The 16,091-nt window shown below is 54.9% G+C and carries 20 protein-coding genes; 19 read left to right on the forward strand and 1 reads right to left on the reverse strand.

Annotated features, from left to right (window positions below):
- Positions 1–55: 55 nt before the first annotated feature.
- The 18 genes from GOX88_RS12905 to GOX88_RS12990 all read left to right on the forward strand — a co-directional run bounded on the left by GOX88_RS12905 (position 56) and on the right by GOX88_RS12990 (position 13,917).
- Positions 56–1,234 (forward strand): phage portal protein, encoded by a 1,179-nt coding sequence (locus tag GOX88_RS12905; RefSeq protein WP_170402305.1) that lies wholly within the window; start codon positions 56–58, stop codon positions 1,232–1,234.
- Complete coding sequence (locus GOX88_RS12910; protein WP_170402308.1) at positions 1,231–1,605, forward strand: gene transfer agent family protein; 375 nt, start codon at positions 1,231–1,233, stop codon at positions 1,603–1,605. Before GOX88_RS12905 ends, GOX88_RS12910 begins: the two co-directional genes overlap by 4 nt.
- A complete protein-coding gene (locus GOX88_RS12915) occupies positions 1,602–3,125 on the forward strand; it encodes a phage major capsid protein (RefSeq protein WP_170402311.1) in 1,524 nt (507 codons plus the stop codon). The genes GOX88_RS12910 and GOX88_RS12915 overlap by 4 nt, the downstream gene beginning before the upstream one ends.
- A gap of 8 nt (positions 3,126–3,133) precedes the next feature.
- Entirely contained in the window at positions 3,134–3,760 is a 627-nt protein-coding gene (locus tag GOX88_RS12920) for a hypothetical protein (protein ID WP_170402314.1), read from the forward strand.
- The gene (locus GOX88_RS12925) at positions 3,760–4,044 is read left to right on the forward strand and encodes a hypothetical protein (protein WP_170402317.1); all 285 of its coding nucleotides are present in this window, start codon (positions 3,760–3,762) and stop codon (positions 4,042–4,044) included. The genes GOX88_RS12920 and GOX88_RS12925 overlap by 1 nt, the downstream gene beginning before the upstream one ends.
- A gap of 1 nt (position 4,045) precedes the next feature.
- Positions 4,046–4,390: an HNH endonuclease signature motif containing protein gene (locus GOX88_RS12930; RefSeq protein ID WP_170402321.1), complete on the forward strand. Its 345-nt coding sequence runs from the start codon at positions 4,046–4,048 to the stop codon at positions 4,388–4,390.
- A 295-nt stretch (positions 4,391–4,685) separates the two neighbouring features.
- Positions 4,686–4,985, forward strand: a complete 300-nt coding sequence (locus GOX88_RS12935) for a head-tail connector protein (protein WP_170402324.1) — start codon at positions 4,686–4,688, stop codon at positions 4,983–4,985.
- Positions 4,972–5,406: an HK97-gp10 family putative phage morphogenesis protein gene (locus GOX88_RS12940; protein WP_170402327.1), complete on the forward strand. Its 435-nt coding sequence runs from the start codon at positions 4,972–4,974 to the stop codon at positions 5,404–5,406. The genes GOX88_RS12935 and GOX88_RS12940 overlap by 14 nt, the downstream gene beginning before the upstream one ends.
- Positions 5,403–5,819: a tail completion protein gp17 gene (gene gp17 / locus GOX88_RS12945; protein WP_170402330.1), complete on the forward strand. Its 417-nt coding sequence runs from the start codon at positions 5,403–5,405 to the stop codon at positions 5,817–5,819. Before GOX88_RS12940 ends, gp17 begins: the two co-directional genes overlap by 4 nt.
- Before the next feature lie 2 nt (positions 5,820–5,821).
- Positions 5,822–6,142 (forward strand): phage head closure protein, encoded by a 321-nt coding sequence (locus GOX88_RS12950; protein ID WP_170402333.1) that lies wholly within the window; start codon positions 5,822–5,824, stop codon positions 6,140–6,142.
- Positions 6,139–6,528: a P27 family phage terminase small subunit gene (locus GOX88_RS12955; RefSeq protein ID WP_170402352.1), complete on the forward strand. Its 390-nt coding sequence runs from the start codon at positions 6,139–6,141 to the stop codon at positions 6,526–6,528. Before GOX88_RS12950 ends, GOX88_RS12955 begins: the two co-directional genes overlap by 4 nt.
- Before the next feature lie 2 nt (positions 6,529–6,530).
- A complete protein-coding gene (locus tag GOX88_RS12960) occupies positions 6,531–8,198 on the forward strand; it encodes a terminase large subunit (RefSeq protein ID WP_170402355.1) in 1,668 nt (555 codons plus the stop codon).
- Complete coding sequence (locus tag GOX88_RS23860; protein ID WP_170402358.1) at positions 8,195–10,543, forward strand: hypothetical protein; 2,349 nt, start codon at positions 8,195–8,197, stop codon at positions 10,541–10,543. Before GOX88_RS12960 ends, GOX88_RS23860 begins: the two co-directional genes overlap by 4 nt.
- 333 nt (positions 10,544–10,876) lie before the next feature.
- Positions 10,877–11,305, forward strand: a complete 429-nt coding sequence (locus GOX88_RS12970; RefSeq protein ID WP_170402361.1) for a hypothetical protein — start codon at positions 10,877–10,879, stop codon at positions 11,303–11,305.
- A gap of 60 nt (positions 11,306–11,365) precedes the next feature.
- Entirely contained in the window at positions 11,366–12,115 is a 750-nt protein-coding gene (locus GOX88_RS12975; RefSeq protein ID WP_170402364.1) for a hypothetical protein, read from the forward strand.
- Between the two features lie 208 nt (positions 12,116–12,323).
- Entirely contained in the window at positions 12,324–12,530 is a 207-nt protein-coding gene (locus GOX88_RS12980; RefSeq protein WP_170402367.1) for a hypothetical protein, read from the forward strand.
- Between the two features lie 130 nt (positions 12,531–12,660).
- Positions 12,661–13,146 carry a hypothetical protein gene (locus tag GOX88_RS12985; RefSeq protein ID WP_170402370.1) on the forward strand — a complete coding sequence of 162 codons (486 nt, stop codon included), beginning with the start codon at positions 12,661–12,663 and terminating at the stop codon, positions 13,144–13,146.
- Positions 13,147–13,527: 381 nt separating this feature from the next.
- Positions 13,528–13,917, forward strand: coding sequence for a hypothetical protein (locus GOX88_RS12990; protein ID WP_170402373.1), 390 nt, complete (start codon positions 13,528–13,530; stop codon positions 13,915–13,917).
- Between the two features lie 204 nt (positions 13,918–14,121).
- Here GOX88_RS12990 and GOX88_RS12995 read toward each other — a convergent pair whose 3' ends face one another.
- Positions 14,122–14,739: a hypothetical protein gene (locus tag GOX88_RS12995; protein WP_170402376.1), complete on the reverse strand. Its 618-nt coding sequence runs from the start codon at positions 14,737–14,739 to the stop codon at positions 14,122–14,124.
- Positions 14,740–15,029: 290 nt separating this feature from the next.
- Here GOX88_RS12995 and GOX88_RS13000 point away from each other — a divergent pair, with 290 nt between their 5' ends.
- Complete coding sequence (locus GOX88_RS13000) at positions 15,030–15,998, forward strand: DUF2971 domain-containing protein (RefSeq protein ID WP_170402379.1); 969 nt, start codon at positions 15,030–15,032, stop codon at positions 15,996–15,998.
- Positions 15,999–16,091 lie beyond the last annotated feature (93 nt).

The raw sequence follows: 16,091 nt of genomic DNA on the forward strand, positions 1-16,091 counted from the left end.
AACCGCGATTCACAGTGTGGTATTTTTGCCACACTACTATTCTCACGTGGATCGCATGGCCCTTACCAAGATCAAAAAAGCACTCGGATTCAGCGTTGAAGAAAAGGCGCTGACCCTAACCGACACAGACGTGTTTCCCTTCTTTGGGGTGACGCCAACCGCATCTGGCGTTTCGGTCGGCCCCAGCAACGCCATGCGCGTTCCCGCTGTGAACTGTGCGGTGTCGCTTATCTCGGAAACAATCGGCGATTTGCCCTTTAAGCTCTATGACCGGGCATCCAAGGAAACACTGAAAGATCATCCAGTATATCGCCTTGTGCATGATGAGGCGAACGAGTGGACGAATGCAAACGATCTTCGCAAGCAGCTAACGCGCGATGCCCTTTTGCATGGCTCAGGCCACGCCCTTCTCACCCGCCTCAACGATGAAACTCCTTTTGAGTTCCGCAGATTGGAACCCAGCAAAATTCAACAGCGCTTCGAACCGGATGGGGAACCCTTCTATCTGGTTTCGACTGACCAAGGCCAAGAGCGTTGGTCATATCGCGACGTGTTACGCATCGAAGTTTCAGGCGGTGTTTCACCTATAGCCATGGGTCGCGAAGCAATTGCGCTGGCGTTGACCTTTGAAACCTACATGGCCCGGCAACTAAAGAACGGTGCGCGCCCTTCCATCGTCATCGAAGCCGAGAAAGCGCTCACCGCCGAAGCAAAGAAGAAAATTCTCAGCGATTGGGAACTCTGCTTTTCTGGCGACAATACTGGTAAGCCTGCGTTTCTGGATGAAGGTATGAAAGCGCGGCCTATTTCCCTGAGTCTCGCCGACGCTCAGTTTGCGGAAAGCCGTCTGGATCAGATCAGAGAAATCGCCCGTGTGTTCAATATCCCGGCCGCGATGCTGGGTGAACTGAGCCGCGCCACTTGGTCAAATCTGGAACAGCTCAACCGACAGTTCTACGACATGACGCTAAAGCCGTGGCTAACCGATTGGTCATGGGCTTACGCGCGTTGCCTTCTGACCCCCGAAGAACGTCGCGAAAGCTACTTTGAAGCCGTCACCGACGATCTGCTGACCACTGACACCGCTGCCCGTGCCACCGCATACGGCCAGTATCGCAGCATGGGTGTTCTGTCTGCCAACGACGTTCGCGCAGGCCTCAACCTGCCGCCCCGTGAAGGCGGTGACGAGCTGAGCAACCCCTACACCACGACCCAGAAGGAACAGGCTGAATGAACCTGACCCACACCGCCTTTTTCGGCGATGGCAATTATACCTTTGCCCTGACCGATGACATGATCACTGAGCTTGAGCGCATTGCCGATCTTGGCATTGGTGCGTTCTACCTGCGCGCCGTGAACATGCAGTTCAAACTGGTTGATCTGATCGAGATCATCCGGCTTGGTCTGATTGGTGGTGGCACCAAGCCGGAACGTGCTGCACAACTCACAGACACCTATGCCCGGAACACTCCGATTGACGATCTGTATCCGCTGGCACTGGACATTTTAGATGCCCGTTGGGGTGGCAAATCTGACACTACCAATACAACCGATGCAGCCCAAACAGGCGACATGTCGGCAGCTCTGAATGAGGCTGCCGCATGACTGACCGTATTGAGATCAAAGCCGCATTCGAAGTTACTGACGCAGGCGAAATCACCGGGATTGCATGGCCGTTTGGCTCTGCTGACCGGGTTGGGGATGTGATTGAAAAGGGTGCGCTCACATCCCCCGAAAACCTGCCGATGCTGTTTGCCCACGATCAGGGGCAAGTCATCGGCGTTTGGGATCAGATCGCGGAAACCGACGAAGGCCTGACTGTCAAAGGCCGCCTGCTGGTGGATGACGTTGAGCGTGCCCGTGAAGTGCGCGCCATGATCCGCAGCAATGCCGTGTCTGGCCTGTCCATCGGCTTTGTCACCAAACAGCACAAACGCCACGCCAAGGGCCGCACCATCACCGCTGCCCACCTGCACGAAATCTCTGTTGTCGCCGTCCCATGTCATCCGGGCGCACAGATCACGTCCTTTAAATCGGATGACCCTCTGACCCCCTCTATGGAGACCCCCAAATTGGAAAACGAAGAAATCGAGACCGAGCAGAAGGCCGTTACCCCGGCCAACGACACGCCGCAAGTGCCTCAGATCGACACCAAGGCATTCGACAAGGTCATTGCGCGCCTGGACAAACTGGAAGCCAAAGGCAACCGGCCCCAGATCACCGGCCCGGCAAACCCCGTCATGGGCGAAGACGAGATGAAGTCTTTCGCCGCAGAGGTGAAGTCGTTGGCCTATGGTTCCGGCACCGGCGGCATTCTAGCACCTGATGCTGTCAGCAAAACCATTCTGGAAAAGGTAGCCGAGTTCTCGCCGATGCGTGGCGAAGCTCAGAAAATCCAGATGAGCGGTTCAAGCCTCCAAATCCCCCGCCTTGTGGACGAGGTCAATCCTACCGAAGTCGGTGAGACCGATGCAAAGCCGGAAAGCGAACCGTCTTTTGAGGAAATCGACCTGAAGAACTACACACTTGGTGTCGTGGTTCCTGTGACTCGAACGCTCTTGGAAGACGCTCACGTTGACCTGTCCGCATACCTTGGCAACCACATCGCACGCCGGTTCGGTCAGAAAGAATCCTCATGGTTCATTAACGGCAATGGCACCACGCAGCCGGAAGGTGTGCTGACCTCAAACGAAGTCGCCAACAACGAGGTTGGTGCAATCGACGGTGACACGCTGATTGATCATTTCTACTCACTGAAAACCGCCTACGCGCTGAACGGTGCGTGGATGATGAACCGCAAGACCATGGCGCTGGTGCGCAAGCTCAAGGATGGCAATGGTCAGTATATTTGGCAGGAAGGTATCGCTGGTCGCCAACCTCCGCAGATCATGGGCCGCCCGGTTCTCGAAGCCGTTGACATGCCCGACCCCAGCGCAGGGAACACACCCATCGTGTTTGGCGACTTCTATACCGGATACACCATTGGGGATCGCATCGCTTTCGAACTCATCAAAGATGAGATTACCGGCGCGGTGAATGACATCGTGAAGCTGATCGCCCGTCGCCGCGTTGGTGGCCGCGTTGTCATGGGTGAAGCCCTGTCGAAACTGTCTCTGGCTGCCTAACCCAGCCCATGAAACCGCAGCTCGCATATGACGCAATCGCAATGGAATACGGTGATCACTCCGTGTTCCTGCGCCCGTCTTTGCGGGCTGCCATGCGCCTTGAACGGCTGCACGGTGGCTTTCCTGAGCTGCTACGCAGGCTGGAAGAGTTTGACACTTTCACTGTCTGGCAGGTCATCACCGCTGGGGCTGGCAGAGCGGCCACTGATACCCTGTTTGGCTATGTCGCGACGCAACCCCTGTCTGGGTTCTTCAACGCCGCTATCGCGGCTCTTCTTGAGTTTGTCACGGCGCTATTTCCGAACAGTGCAGACGATGGCGAAACCAAACCGGAAAACACTGATCCGTTACCTTGGACCGATCTGTTCAAGCATCTCTATGGCTATGCGACTGGCTGGATGGGCTGGCCGCCCGAAGTCGCCCTGAATGCCACACCCCAAGAAATCACGGACGCCTTTGAAGCCCACATGAGCAAGCTCATGGCAATTCACGGCGCATCGGAAAACGAGCACCAAGGCCCCACTGAAGAACAACGCCAAGAAGCCGTTGAGAACGGCTTTGACCCTGAGTTCGACCGCGCCGGGCTGGCTGGCCTGCGCGCCCTCAGCACCATACGAGAAGGACAAATGATCTAATGCCTAAGAATGACACTGTTACTGTCGGCGGCAACTGGACCGAGATAACGGACCACGACATCACCAATGCCACCGTGCAGAACCAAAGCTATTACAGGCTGATGTTGGTTGCGACTTCCGGCGCTGTGCCGACAGACGATGCTGGTTCTATGCAGTTCATGCTTGGTCAAGGATTGATCAACGAAAGCCTGTCTGAACTCTGGCCCGCCATTCCCGGCGCAAACCGCCTCTTTGCCCGCTGTAAAGAAGGTGGGCATTGCCAAGTGATGGTGAGTCACGCCTAACATGCCCCGCCCGCCTCATATCTGCACATGTGGCAATATCGTTCCGCATGGTGAGCGCTGCGCCTGTCAGGTTGCGCGCACCCGCGCCCGGAACAAGCGCCATGATGCGCGTCGCCCGTCTGCATCTACACGAGGCTACGGCAGCAAATGGCGCGCAGCTCGTGATGCATTCCTAAAGATCAATAATCGCTGTGCATGGCCCGGTTGCGGAGCCAAGGCCACGCTGGTTGATCACATCATCCCTCATCGTGGCGACATGAACCTGTTCTGGGATCGCTCAAACTGGCAACCGCTCTGCACGTCCTGTCACAGCCGCCACAAGCAACGGCAGGAGCGCAGATCATGAACCACATCAGAAATGTTGAGAATAGCTTCAAAGCCGAAGGAGTTATTGCCCGGCAGGATTCGAACCCGCGTCCCCAAGACCGCACACCATCGGTCCTACTGTTTTCTAATGCCGCCTTCAGACGTTTGAGGAGCCCCCTAGTAGGGCAACGAGCAACCAAGGCACACTCTTTCATCGACCGATATATTTCAAGCCCCGGGGTGGGTTCGAACTTTGGGGGCTCTGAGGGGACCGGCGGGGGGAGGTCCGCACAAGACACACCGAAAATAACTTTTTCAGAAAGAGAGGCGAGCTGATGGCCGCACTGACACCTGTTGCGCTGCTGAAATCGCAGCTCAACCTTGATCATGATCTTGATGACGCCCTGCTGGCGCACAAGCTGGACGCCGCTGAAACATGGATCGGCCATTACACCGGGACGCCGTTTGTGGCCGGTGAAGCGCCCCTGACTGAGGCCGCTTTGCAGCTTGCAGCCTATTGGTATGAGCAGCGGGAGGCTGCGTCATTCGGGATGACCACTGCCCCGGTGCCCTTTGGCGTGCGTGAGCTGCTTTCCCCTTACAAGAATCCGGTGACTGGCTATGTCCAAGAATAAGAGCCTGACCGAGCAATCGAACATTCTGAGCGCCCGATTTGGATCGATGGCCGATGATATCGCAAAGTCCCTGCGCCCTGCGCTTGTGAAAAGCGCCGAAGAATACGCAGCCGCAATGCGTGCTCTGGTGCCTGTTGATGAAGGTGACTTGAAAGAGTCCATCGAGGTCACCGCACCGGGCGAGACCACACCGGCCTATGCAGAAGGTGGTGGCAGACGCACCGCTGGTCCTAACCAAGCACTTGTAACCGTCGGCAATGAAGACGTGCGCCACGGCCACTTGCAGGAGTTCGGCACCGTAAAACAGGAGGCACAGCCGTTCATGCGTCCGGGTGCCCGTCTGGCTAAACCCCGTGCACAGCGGCGCATCAGCCGTGCAATCGGTCAGGCAATCAAGAAAGCGGCAGAGGGCAAAACATGATCGCGCCCGATATCGAGTTTCAGACACAAATCAGGTCGGCGCTGATCGCCAGTTCGGCTGTGACCGACCTTGTTCCCGCTGACCATATCCGGGCCGGATCGACACGCCCGGACAAGCTGCCTTGTGTTATTCTGGCGAACCCTGACACCGCCAATCTTGGCCGGTCTGGAGAATGGTATCTGACGCGGGTCTGGCTGGACCTGCATGTTTGGGCAGTTGAAGACGGCGCAGACACGGCCCGGCAGATTGGCGCTGCCGTTACTCATGCGCTTTGGGATGCGCCTGATTTGGTCGAGAACGATATCAACTCCTACGGACGCCCCAGCTTTAAATACATGCGTGACCCTGACCCCGATAAAGCCTACTGCCACGGCGTTGCTACGGTATCGGGTGTTGTCCGGTGGAGGCCGTGATCATGATCCGGGCTGGAAAACTAGATAAGCAGATCACCATTGAGCGTGAAACCGAGACTGTGGCCGCGTCTGGTGCCGTGTCTAAGACACAAGCACCCGTTGCGACGGTCAGGGCAGAGCTGGTGCAGCTCAGCGCCGACGAATACCTGACCGGATTTGGTGAAAGTGACTCAAGTAGCGCCGTGTTCCGCATCCGGTATTTCTCTGGCATCACCACTGCTGACCGCGTGATCTTTGACGGCGCTGCCTATAACATTGACGAGATTGCCGAGCTGGGCCGCAAACGCGGCCTTGAGCTGCGCTGTTCGGTGGTGGCGGTATGAGTGTGCATTCGCGCGGTGTGAAGCCGCCACTGTCCCCTGATGCCGAAGCCCTAACCAAAGCCCCGCCGGTGCCGAAATACCTATCCGCACATGCGAAAGCGGAGTGGCGGCGTGTCATGCCCCAGCTTATCGCCCGGCGCGTCATCACCAAAGCCGACATGGCAGGTGTAGAGGCTTACTGCGTGTCTGTTGGCGCGTCCAGATTGATCGCAGACACCATGAGCGCCGGTGTTCTTCCTGACCTGAAAATGGGCGGGCTGCAAATTCGCTATATGCAGACAGCGCGCCAATTCGCCGCCGAATATGGCCTGACCCCGACCAGCCGCGCCCGGATTGGCGCTGTGCAGTCGGATGACGATGACGACGATAACCCGTTGGCAGTGTGACCATGAGCAAAGCCAGCACATACCCGGCATGGATTGATGACGGCAGCCCCATAGATGACCCTCTTGGGCACGGGGAACGGGCCGTCAAGTTCTTGAAGCGCTTGCGCCACCCGGCAGCGGTGAATGAAAACCGCGCGCCCAAAGCCGCCAACGTCAACCGGCACCCCAGAGCATTCCAGCTTGCACCGTTTCAGGAACGGATTGTGCGGCGCATCTATGGACCACGCCACGCTGACGGGCGCCGGATCGTTAAAACGGTGTTTCTGATGCTGCCCCGTGGCAACCGAAAAACGAGCTTGGCCGCTGCCTTGTCGCTGCTGCATGTGATCGGACCCGAAAAAGTGCCTGCCGGTCAGGTGATCTTTGCGGCCTCTGATCGGGAACAGGCAGGCATTGGCTTTCGTGAAGCCGCCGAGATCATCCGGCAGGACAAGCGATTGGTTGCTGCGACACGCATTCACGACGCGTTCAACAGCGCTAAGCAGATCACCCACCGGGACAGCGGCGCTAGGCTGCGCGCCGTGTCCAGCGATGGCCGCGCACAACACGGCACCACCCCGGCTTTTGTCCTGGCTGATGAAATACACGCATGGAAAGGGCGGGATCTGTGGGAAGCCCTGAAATCAGGTTTGGCAAAAACCGACGATAGCCTTCTGGTCATCGCCACCACCGCTGGGCGCGGTCACGAAACGCTGGCCGCAGAACAGTATGATTATGCCCGACGTGTTGCTCTGGGAGAGATCGACAACCCCGAGTTTTTGCCGATCATCTTTGCGGCCGAACCCGATGACGATTGGCAGAATGAAGACGTATGGCACCGGGTTAACCCCGGCCTGAAACATGGGTTTCCCAGCCTGTCCGGTCTGCGCTCATTAGCCAAAGAAGCGAAGGACCACCCGGCAGAGCGTTACAGTTTCCAGCAATACAACCTGAACATCTGGCACGGGAATAGCCGTGATCCATTGTTCAGCATGGCGACCTATGACGTCCGGCAATTCGATGACGACGAGACCGACCTTGAAGCGCTGCCATGCTGGGTTGGTGTGGATATGGCGAAGAATGGTGACACCGCTGCCGTTGTGGCTGCGTGGCGGCACGACGATGACCAGATCACAATCAAGCCTTGGTTCTTTGTGCCCGGTGAAGACCTCAAAGAGCGCAGTGATCGCGACCGTGTTCCTTATGAGCGCTGGCGTGATGATAACCTGATCACAGCCACTCCCGGACCGATCATCGATCCTGAAGCCGTGGAGGATCACTTGCGCGAGCTGGCAGCGCGCCACGATGTGCAAGAGATCGCCTTTGACCCCCACCTTGCCCGCCAGATCATGCAGCGCTTGCACGACGATGGATTGCCCGTGATCGAACTTCGCCAAGCGCCCCTGTCGATGGGTGTCGCAATTGGTGATCTGGAACGAACCGTCAACGGGCGCATGATCAGGCAAGACGGTCACCCTGTTTTGCGGCACCACTTTGACAGTGTGGTTGCCAGCCGCAACGAAACCACCGGGTTAGTGCGAATGCACAAGGGCAAAACAACTGACCGCATCGACGGCGCTATCGCCGCTGCGATGGCCGTGCATCGCGCGGTGGCGCAGGAATCCAATCAATCGAAATACAACGACCCCAATTTCAAAACACTGGCAGATATCCTTGAGGAAGAAGCATGAACGACGCAACACTGCCCGGCCTTATCGTCCCTATCGAAGCCCGGATCGACAAACTTGAAAAGGGTCTGCAGCGTGCAAATCGCGCCCAACGACGCGGCGCGCAACAGATGGAACGCCGGGCGCAACAATCGGCCAAACGTATCGACGCCACTTATGCCAAGATGGGCCGGAACGTAGCTGCCAGTTTCGCGCGCATGGCTGTTCCGCTGGCCGCTGGTGTCGCGTCCACTTCGACGCTCAGGGCTATCTCTGACACCACCAGAGGCATAGCCGAGCTGGGCGACGAAGCCGAACGCGCCGGGCTGTCGCTGAAAGAGCATCAGGAATGGCGCTTCGTCGCCCAGCAGAACCGCATCGAAGTAGATGCGATGATCGACTCTTTCAAAGAGCTGAACATCCGCGCAGATGAGTTCATTGAAACCGGCAAGGGTGGCGGTGCTGAAATGTTCGAGCGCCTTGGATTCAGCGCGGATCAGCTAAGCGAGCGTCTGGAAAAGCCCTCTGAGTTGATGCTGGAAATCTTTGAGCGATCACGGCGTCTGGATCGCACGAGCCGTATTCGTCTTTCAGATGAACTCTTTGGCGGCACGGGCGGCGAACGCTTTGTCGCACTAATGGCCCAAAGCGACGCTGAGCTGAGAAACACAATCGCCAAAGCCCACGAGCTGGGCGCGGTGCTAGATGATGACGTTGTTGCATCGGCAGATGAAGTCACCCGCAAGTTCGACGAGCTGACCACCCGGATGGGCGCTTTCGGCAAGCGGCTGGCCGTAGCCATGTCAGAAGGTGTTTCTGGCATTCTCAGCGCCAAGAAGAACCTTGAAGGTATATTCGGCGATATCGAACGCGCTGAGGCTGTGCTTGGCAAAGAGCTGGCTAATGGGCTGGAAGGTAACAAGGCGGCCATTGCCGCCCATGCCGACGATCTGCGCAGCCTTCACGGCACCTACGACGAGCTGTTCAACCTGATCAACCGCATGACCGGTCCTGACGGTGTGCGTGTTTTTGAGATCGACAACACCGACGCCCGGTTCGCCCTGGCTGATATCATGGGCGACCTGAAACGGTTGGTGGACGCGCTTGAAGGCGGCCAGATCGAAGCCAGCGAATTCGAAAAGGAAATCGGCGAACTGGTCGGTGAGGCCCGCGAAGTCGCCAAGGAACTGGCAGAAATAGACGGTGCCCGTTTCGCAAATGTGATTTCTGCTATCGGTGGCATTGGCGATGCACTGGACAAGGCCATTGGCAAAGCGACCCTGTTGAAAACGCAGCTGCCGGATAACGGCGGCTATACATCCTCTGGCCGAGGTGACGGTCAGGCCGAAGTTGACCGCCGCCGGTTCGAAAGCAATTTGCCCTCATCGGATCGAGCGCCCGTCACTTCTATTCGTCCGCGTGTCGCGCCGTCGATGCTGAATGAGAAATTTGAGACCGGGGGTAGTGGTGGCGCTGGCAGAGTCAACGAATATGAGCGCATCACATCTGCCCTGCGTTCTGAAATCACCATGTTGGAACTTGAGGCGACCGCCCTTGTCGCAAGTGCCGCTGCTGGCGGTGAGTATTCAATGGCAATTGCGACGGCCCGCCGTGAAGCTGAATTGCTACATGCAGCCCAACAGTCCGGGAGGGAGATCACACCTGCGCTGCGTGACGAGGTCCGCGCGTTGGCGCGTGGATATGCAGACGCCGCGCAATCGGCACAGCAAACCGCACAGAAGTTCGATGAGGTTGACGCCGCGCGTGCGTCATTCACAGATCAGGCCGCCGATGCCTTCACCGGGATTGTGACCGGCACGATGACCGCGCGCGAAGCGCTGGCCGGTCTCGCCCAAGACTTGGCAAAAATGGCTGCTAAGAAGCTGTTTCTGTCAATTATCGGCAGTTTCATCGGCGGCCCGGCTGGTGCCTTCATGGGTGGCTTCTTTGCCGAAGGTGGCTACACCGGCGATGGCGGCAAATATGAACCGGCTGGTGTTGTGCACCGTGGGGAATACGTCATGAGCAAGAAGGCGACCCAGCGCATTGGTGTTGGCAACCTAGAAGCGCTGCACAGCTCCGCTAAGCGGGGGTATGCGTCTGGCGGGTATGTGGGTGGCCGGGCACCCGTTCAGGCGGTCTCAGCGGCGCGCTCTGAGTCTGTGGGCGCTGGTGCCGCACCGAACGTCACAATCAATTCGCCGATCACCGTCAATGGCTCCGCTGGCACGCCGCAGCAAAACGCCGATCTTGCTGAGCGCATGGCTGCGCAGATGGAAGCTACGATGAGAGGCGTTGTAGTAGATGAAATCAGCCGCCAAGGAAGGCCGGGGAATGTCCTCAACAACAGGCGACGAGGTGTGCGCTAACCCGGAGATGTGGAGTTTTGCCCGCTAAAAGTGGAGTTTTGCCCGTCCCGGAGAAGTGGGACTATGCCCAAAATGTGGAATTCTGCCCGTTTTCAAAATGTGGAGTTTTGCTCGTATATATAGATATTACTTCTTACTTATTCTTTCTAATTAAGAAGAATAAGAAGAGCGGGCAAAACTCCACATTTTCTCTAATCACCTTCCGGGGCGGTAAACACCGGCTTTCCGTTATAGCTATCTATAACGCTGTTTTCATTAATTATTTTCAACCACCCGGATTGAATATTTAACAGTTAACTGTTAGAGTGTCGGAAAGACGAAACAGGAGACCCTATGTCTAGCCCCGCTATCAAACTTTCCCCGGAGCGCCATGCCCAAGTCAAAGCCATTGGTGATGCAATTGGCGGCCTCTCTTACGCCGAAACCATCGGATACATGGTAAATTGTGAAATCGCCAAAGGCACCATCTTGCCGGGCATCCAAGGTGTGAATCTGCACCCGTATGGTTCTGGTGCTTTGATCGGATTTGACGATCAGACCCCTATCCCTTTCTCGAAAGAAGGTGTCGCCGATCTGGCGAACACACTGCGCGCTTTCGTTGATGGCGATGAGAAAGCCCAGAAACTCGTAAACATGCAGCACAACTACCTGATCGAACGCAAAGGCAATGGTGTGAAGCTGACCATCCCTTTCGCTGGCAAGGTGACAAAGTCGTTCCCGTGTGACGTAGCACGCGACCTTGCTGTGCTGCTGGCAGCCTAAACGAAGAAGGGGCAGCGTCGCACCACTGCCCCCTCCAATCTCAACATCGTAGGAACTACCATGCTTATAGCAGAACCCAATCGGGATGACGTGGAAAAGGCTGAGAATCTTCGCGCCTTTTTTGCAGGTGGTGTTCCGACAATCGCCGAAGATGAAATGTCAGTTGGCATCAGCGACGAAGCCTACGCACAGCGCCGGAGCGACCGGCTTGAGAATATACTGTCCAAGCTTGATGACTTGGACAGTTTAGATGAACAGACCGCCTCAGAGCCTCTTGTGAGCGCCGCTGAGGCATCAAGTGACCGGATCGACCACAAGCCCCGCCTGACACGCTATGACAAGGCGTTGCGTGCCGAACGTGAAGCACTGGCTCTGGCCGCTAGGTCGGAACAAGGATCAGACACCTACCACCGAGCAATGTCCGATGCGGCCTCTGCCCGGTCAAAACGCAAGGCTGAGGAAAACCGCGATGCTGATCCGGTTGGCCGTAAACAGAACGAGACCGACCGCTGGCGCTCAGAGGAAGGCCGCGAAATCTACAATGCCAGTCGCCGGTCGCGCGCCAGACCGAACGACATGACGCCGAAAGAGGTTCTGGGTGCGATGACGCCGGAACAGATTGAACGGCACAAGAAAGACCAAAAGGCAGACAGCAACAACCGCGCTCGCCTTACCAAGAAACTCGGAACCGGTGGACAAGGTTTGACTGGTGCTAAGTTGATTGAAGCTGTTGAGGCCGAAGTCGCCAAGCGTCGTGAGAAACGCCTTGCGAAAAGGTCTGGCGATCACGCCCAAATTGTTATAAAATAACAAATGTAGTTGCAGCAAAGGCTACACCAGAACCCCGTGCAGGATCGCCAATGCGATATAAGTCACCTGCGCGGGGTTCAAATTTTTAACGGTAAGTAAGAATTTACTTATAATAAAAACAATGACTTACGACAATTTTCCTCTTGCGCACCCGATTCCGCTCATGCGAGCCTGCACGCACCAAATCATCTTTAAGAGGAATAATTTCGTGCAGACCCCCACCAATACCCAAGAAGTCTATCTGCCGGATCACATCTACCACGCACTTAAAGCTAAGCTGGAAAAGCTGGTATCTGAACCGTTCGAAGAATGCGGCACTGACCCTGAGACCGAGATTGTCACCGCTCTGGGTGAGATCGGGAACATCTGGCCGGTGTCGGTGCTGGATGATGCTCAGGTCGCGGAGGCAGCATAGGACCGATACGGTCCTAATTTTCCTACGAACTTCCCGTCAAAATTGTGCTATAAGGTAGTTGTGACGCGGCTCAGTTTGGCGACAGGACCGCGTCACATTCATGTAAATGACAACATCAAAGGAGCCATTTATGGCAACAGAATACGCGACTTCAACGAATGGAGCAACTCTGACAGAGCAAGAGCTGTTTCGGCGCTTCCTTGATGCGCCTGTATTTCAGCACAGCCACAAGTCCACACTTGTGAATAACAACGCTGTTAGTGATGAGACGATGCGGGATCATCTATTCGGATTGAGCCTTTGCACATGCGCGGGAATACCCGAAGACTTGTTAGACCAGATCGTTGATGATCTCCGGGATAGTGATTATCCGCTAGAAGAGTTGAGAGAGGTCATTGATAATCTCATGGGCATTCTCAAAGACATGCAAAAGCTGGAAGATGAATTCTCATCAGTAGCCGCTCTTACCCGCACTCAGGAACCTGATGAAGATGCATCGGACGAAGTGTTCCGCGCATGGGAAGATCACCCCCTCTATGTCCTGCCGGATAGTCGCTCGGTGATCAACGAGGCGCATGCGGCTATTGAGAAGCTGGAGCGTGAGGGGCGGCTGTAACTAGTCTCGCTCTAGACTGAAAAAGACCCGCCAGTGCAAGCTGGCGGGTTTCTTGTATCAAAATCATACCTTTTAACCATCTCGATTCTCATCTACCCCTCGTGTCATGGTTGCAAAGTTTAGGAGCTGTTATGCGAGTTGAGGTCCAGGTCACTGACACCACCCTTGAAGGCGAATACCGGGATGTAGATGGGCTGTCAGGTCAGTGCGAACGGTGTGGTCATACCGTCGAAGTCTATGGCGATAGTGACGCGTCAGAGCGAGCGCTTTGCGTAAAAATGCGGGAAGAATGTCCAGAGGGAGAGAACAACTTTTATGTGACCAATCGGTAGCATAGTAGTCACTTGGCAGAAGAACCAAATCCAAATTTCCGGGACAGCAATGAAGAAACCGCCATTCGAAGAAACACATGAAGCGCTGACAATCAAAGTTCATGAGGAAGATGAGCGCTTTGATTACGATAGCTTTTACATAATGGAGCCACATGAAACGGAAAGCGGCAGGTGGGAAGTTTGGTATGCAGAATGGGACGACCCTGATCTAAACTCAGGCCAAGTAAAAAAGCTACTACTTGAGATTGAAAGTGAGTTCATATCGAAAGTAAACGATGTGCGAAGCATCCTTTCTGCTCTGACTATTGGCTTCGAGATAGGTAACCAGACCGGAATCTCGGAAATGAAAAAAAGCGCTAGGTATGCGTTTTCTGTTTTGGCAGGAGATGAAGACATTACCGATCTGCACGAATTAGCCTTCCAAGCTGAACGCGATTAGGCGGTCAGTAATTGGCGGCTTGAATACCGACTGCCCACGTGACCAAATGCGGTAACAAGAAACTAGGAGATCGATATGGCTAAAGGCAAACCATCATCTGAAACAACACAAGCAACTAATGATGGGTTCACAACCTCGCAAAACTCAGCACAGCCGACAACCTCTCAGCAAACCAAACCAGCTCCCCCTCCGAAGTCAAAGTAATCAACTATTTCGAAGTTGCGTGGAAGCGACCTGGTCGGCGGGAATTATGGTCATTAATTTCCCGCCATCCTCGCTGTCTAATTCATCTGACACGTCTTCCCAGTCCCCGCCCTTATCACGTTGATGAGTAACGTAGAGCGCAACAGAACCATCATGTCCTAGATAGAATGCTCCTGTGCGTGTTTTTTTGAATGCGTGTAGATCATTACACATGACGGCAACTCCGTCTGTGCGACGGACTATGATTTGAGACAGCTCCATACCATCATCAGCGATGACAGATTCCCATGCGGATTGAAAATTGTCGTGGGACGAAACCTTGGTATCACGCAGAAGTTTAAAAACACGCTTCTGCACCCATTTGCGCCAAGCAGCACTTACAAGTAACGAGCAAGCTAACGCCGTGACAACAATGGCCCAAAGCGGACAGCCGTTGCCTTCCATGAAAACAAAAACAAGTTTCGCCACTAAACCGAAGGCCAACGAAAGGAAGACCGTGTCTGTAGCTTTGTGTTTGGCGTCTTTTCCAGTGTAGGCAAGCCGATAACCCAAGTAACCGCATGTCAGCACAGCAATCGTATCAACCGGTAGGTTTAATAGCGTTTGAACGTCAGACAAGTGTTTATCCTATGCTTACACCGCGACCATAGGCCATCTGCTCATCCGATGTAATCCTAATCTACCAGCATCTCATCTGGTCCATTATTGGGTCGGTTTGTGGCTGCTGTAACTACCCCACCGATGCCCACCTGGACGATCTAACTGCCGGTGCGAGCTGGCGGTATTTTGGCTTTGGACGATCTGAATACAGGTTACTAGCGTAACCACAGGGGATTCCATGTGAGCGTGACGGGGACGAAGAAGCCCGCTACCGTGGCGGAAAACATAGAATGAGGCTAGCCGCAAAAATGAGCGAAGAACTAATCAGAGATTTTTGGGAAAAAGTCTCCCCATACACCGTTCAAAAGATGAATCAAGTCAAGTCGAGCGGAACTAAATTTGTGCATTACACAAGTGCATCAAATGCATTGAGCATTATCCAGAATCAAAAGGTCTGGATGCGCAATGCCTCCGAAATGAACGACTTCTCGGAAGTTCAGCATGGTCAATCATGTTTGGCAGCCGCTTGGAATGACAAGACGCAGGGGGCAAGACTCAAGGGACTGTTGGAAGGAATAGAAGCTGGGCTGGTAGACCGATTGGCGAAGTCATTCGATGAACGTGGATACGATCGCGAAAGAGAGAGCTTCATAATCTCAGTTAGCGAGCATGGAAATGGAACCATTGATGAGGACAAATACGGTCGCCTCTCGATGTGGCGAGCTTACGGTGGAAACACGAATGTCGCGCTAGTCATGAACAACGGCCCTTTTCTCAGAGAGTCGACTGCGACTAATGCTTTTACAAGCCCCGTTTTCTATGGGGACCAGGATCGGTTTGTTCAAGAGTTCTCCAAAGTGGTGGATGCGTTTGAGCAAAATATGGAACTGGCGCGCCAACTAGGTGGCGAAGCGGTAAAGACAATATTTCAGAACATCTTTCATTTCGCAGCACTGTCGACAAAGCATCCGGGGTTCGCAGAAGAGCGGGAATGGCGTGTTATTCTGTCACCCACGATGTTTCCGTCCAATAAGGTGAAGTTTGATCTGGAAGTAGTTAATGGAGTTCCACAGAGGGTCTACAAATTTCCTTTGATGGACTATCCCAGCGAGGGATTTGTGGGCGCAACTATTCCTGATCTACTGGAAGAGATAATTATCGGCCCAACTAATGCTGCATATACGATTTATGACGCACTGGGCGGTGCGTTGACTCAAGCCGGGGTAAGCGACGGATTCTCGCGCGTAAGAATTTCTAGCATCCCGCTTAGGCGTTAGACCGTTGATACCTTATGACTAGACAATTTCATCTTTGCGTAACGTCATCCGGCCCATTTTAGGGCCGGTTACACGGTTACAATATCACCAATA

The sequence above is a fragment of the Ruegeria arenilitoris genome, from assembly GCF_013030985.1.
GTDB classification, from domain to species: Bacteria; Pseudomonadota; Alphaproteobacteria; order Rhodobacterales; family Rhodobacteraceae; genus Ruegeria; species Ruegeria arenilitoris_B.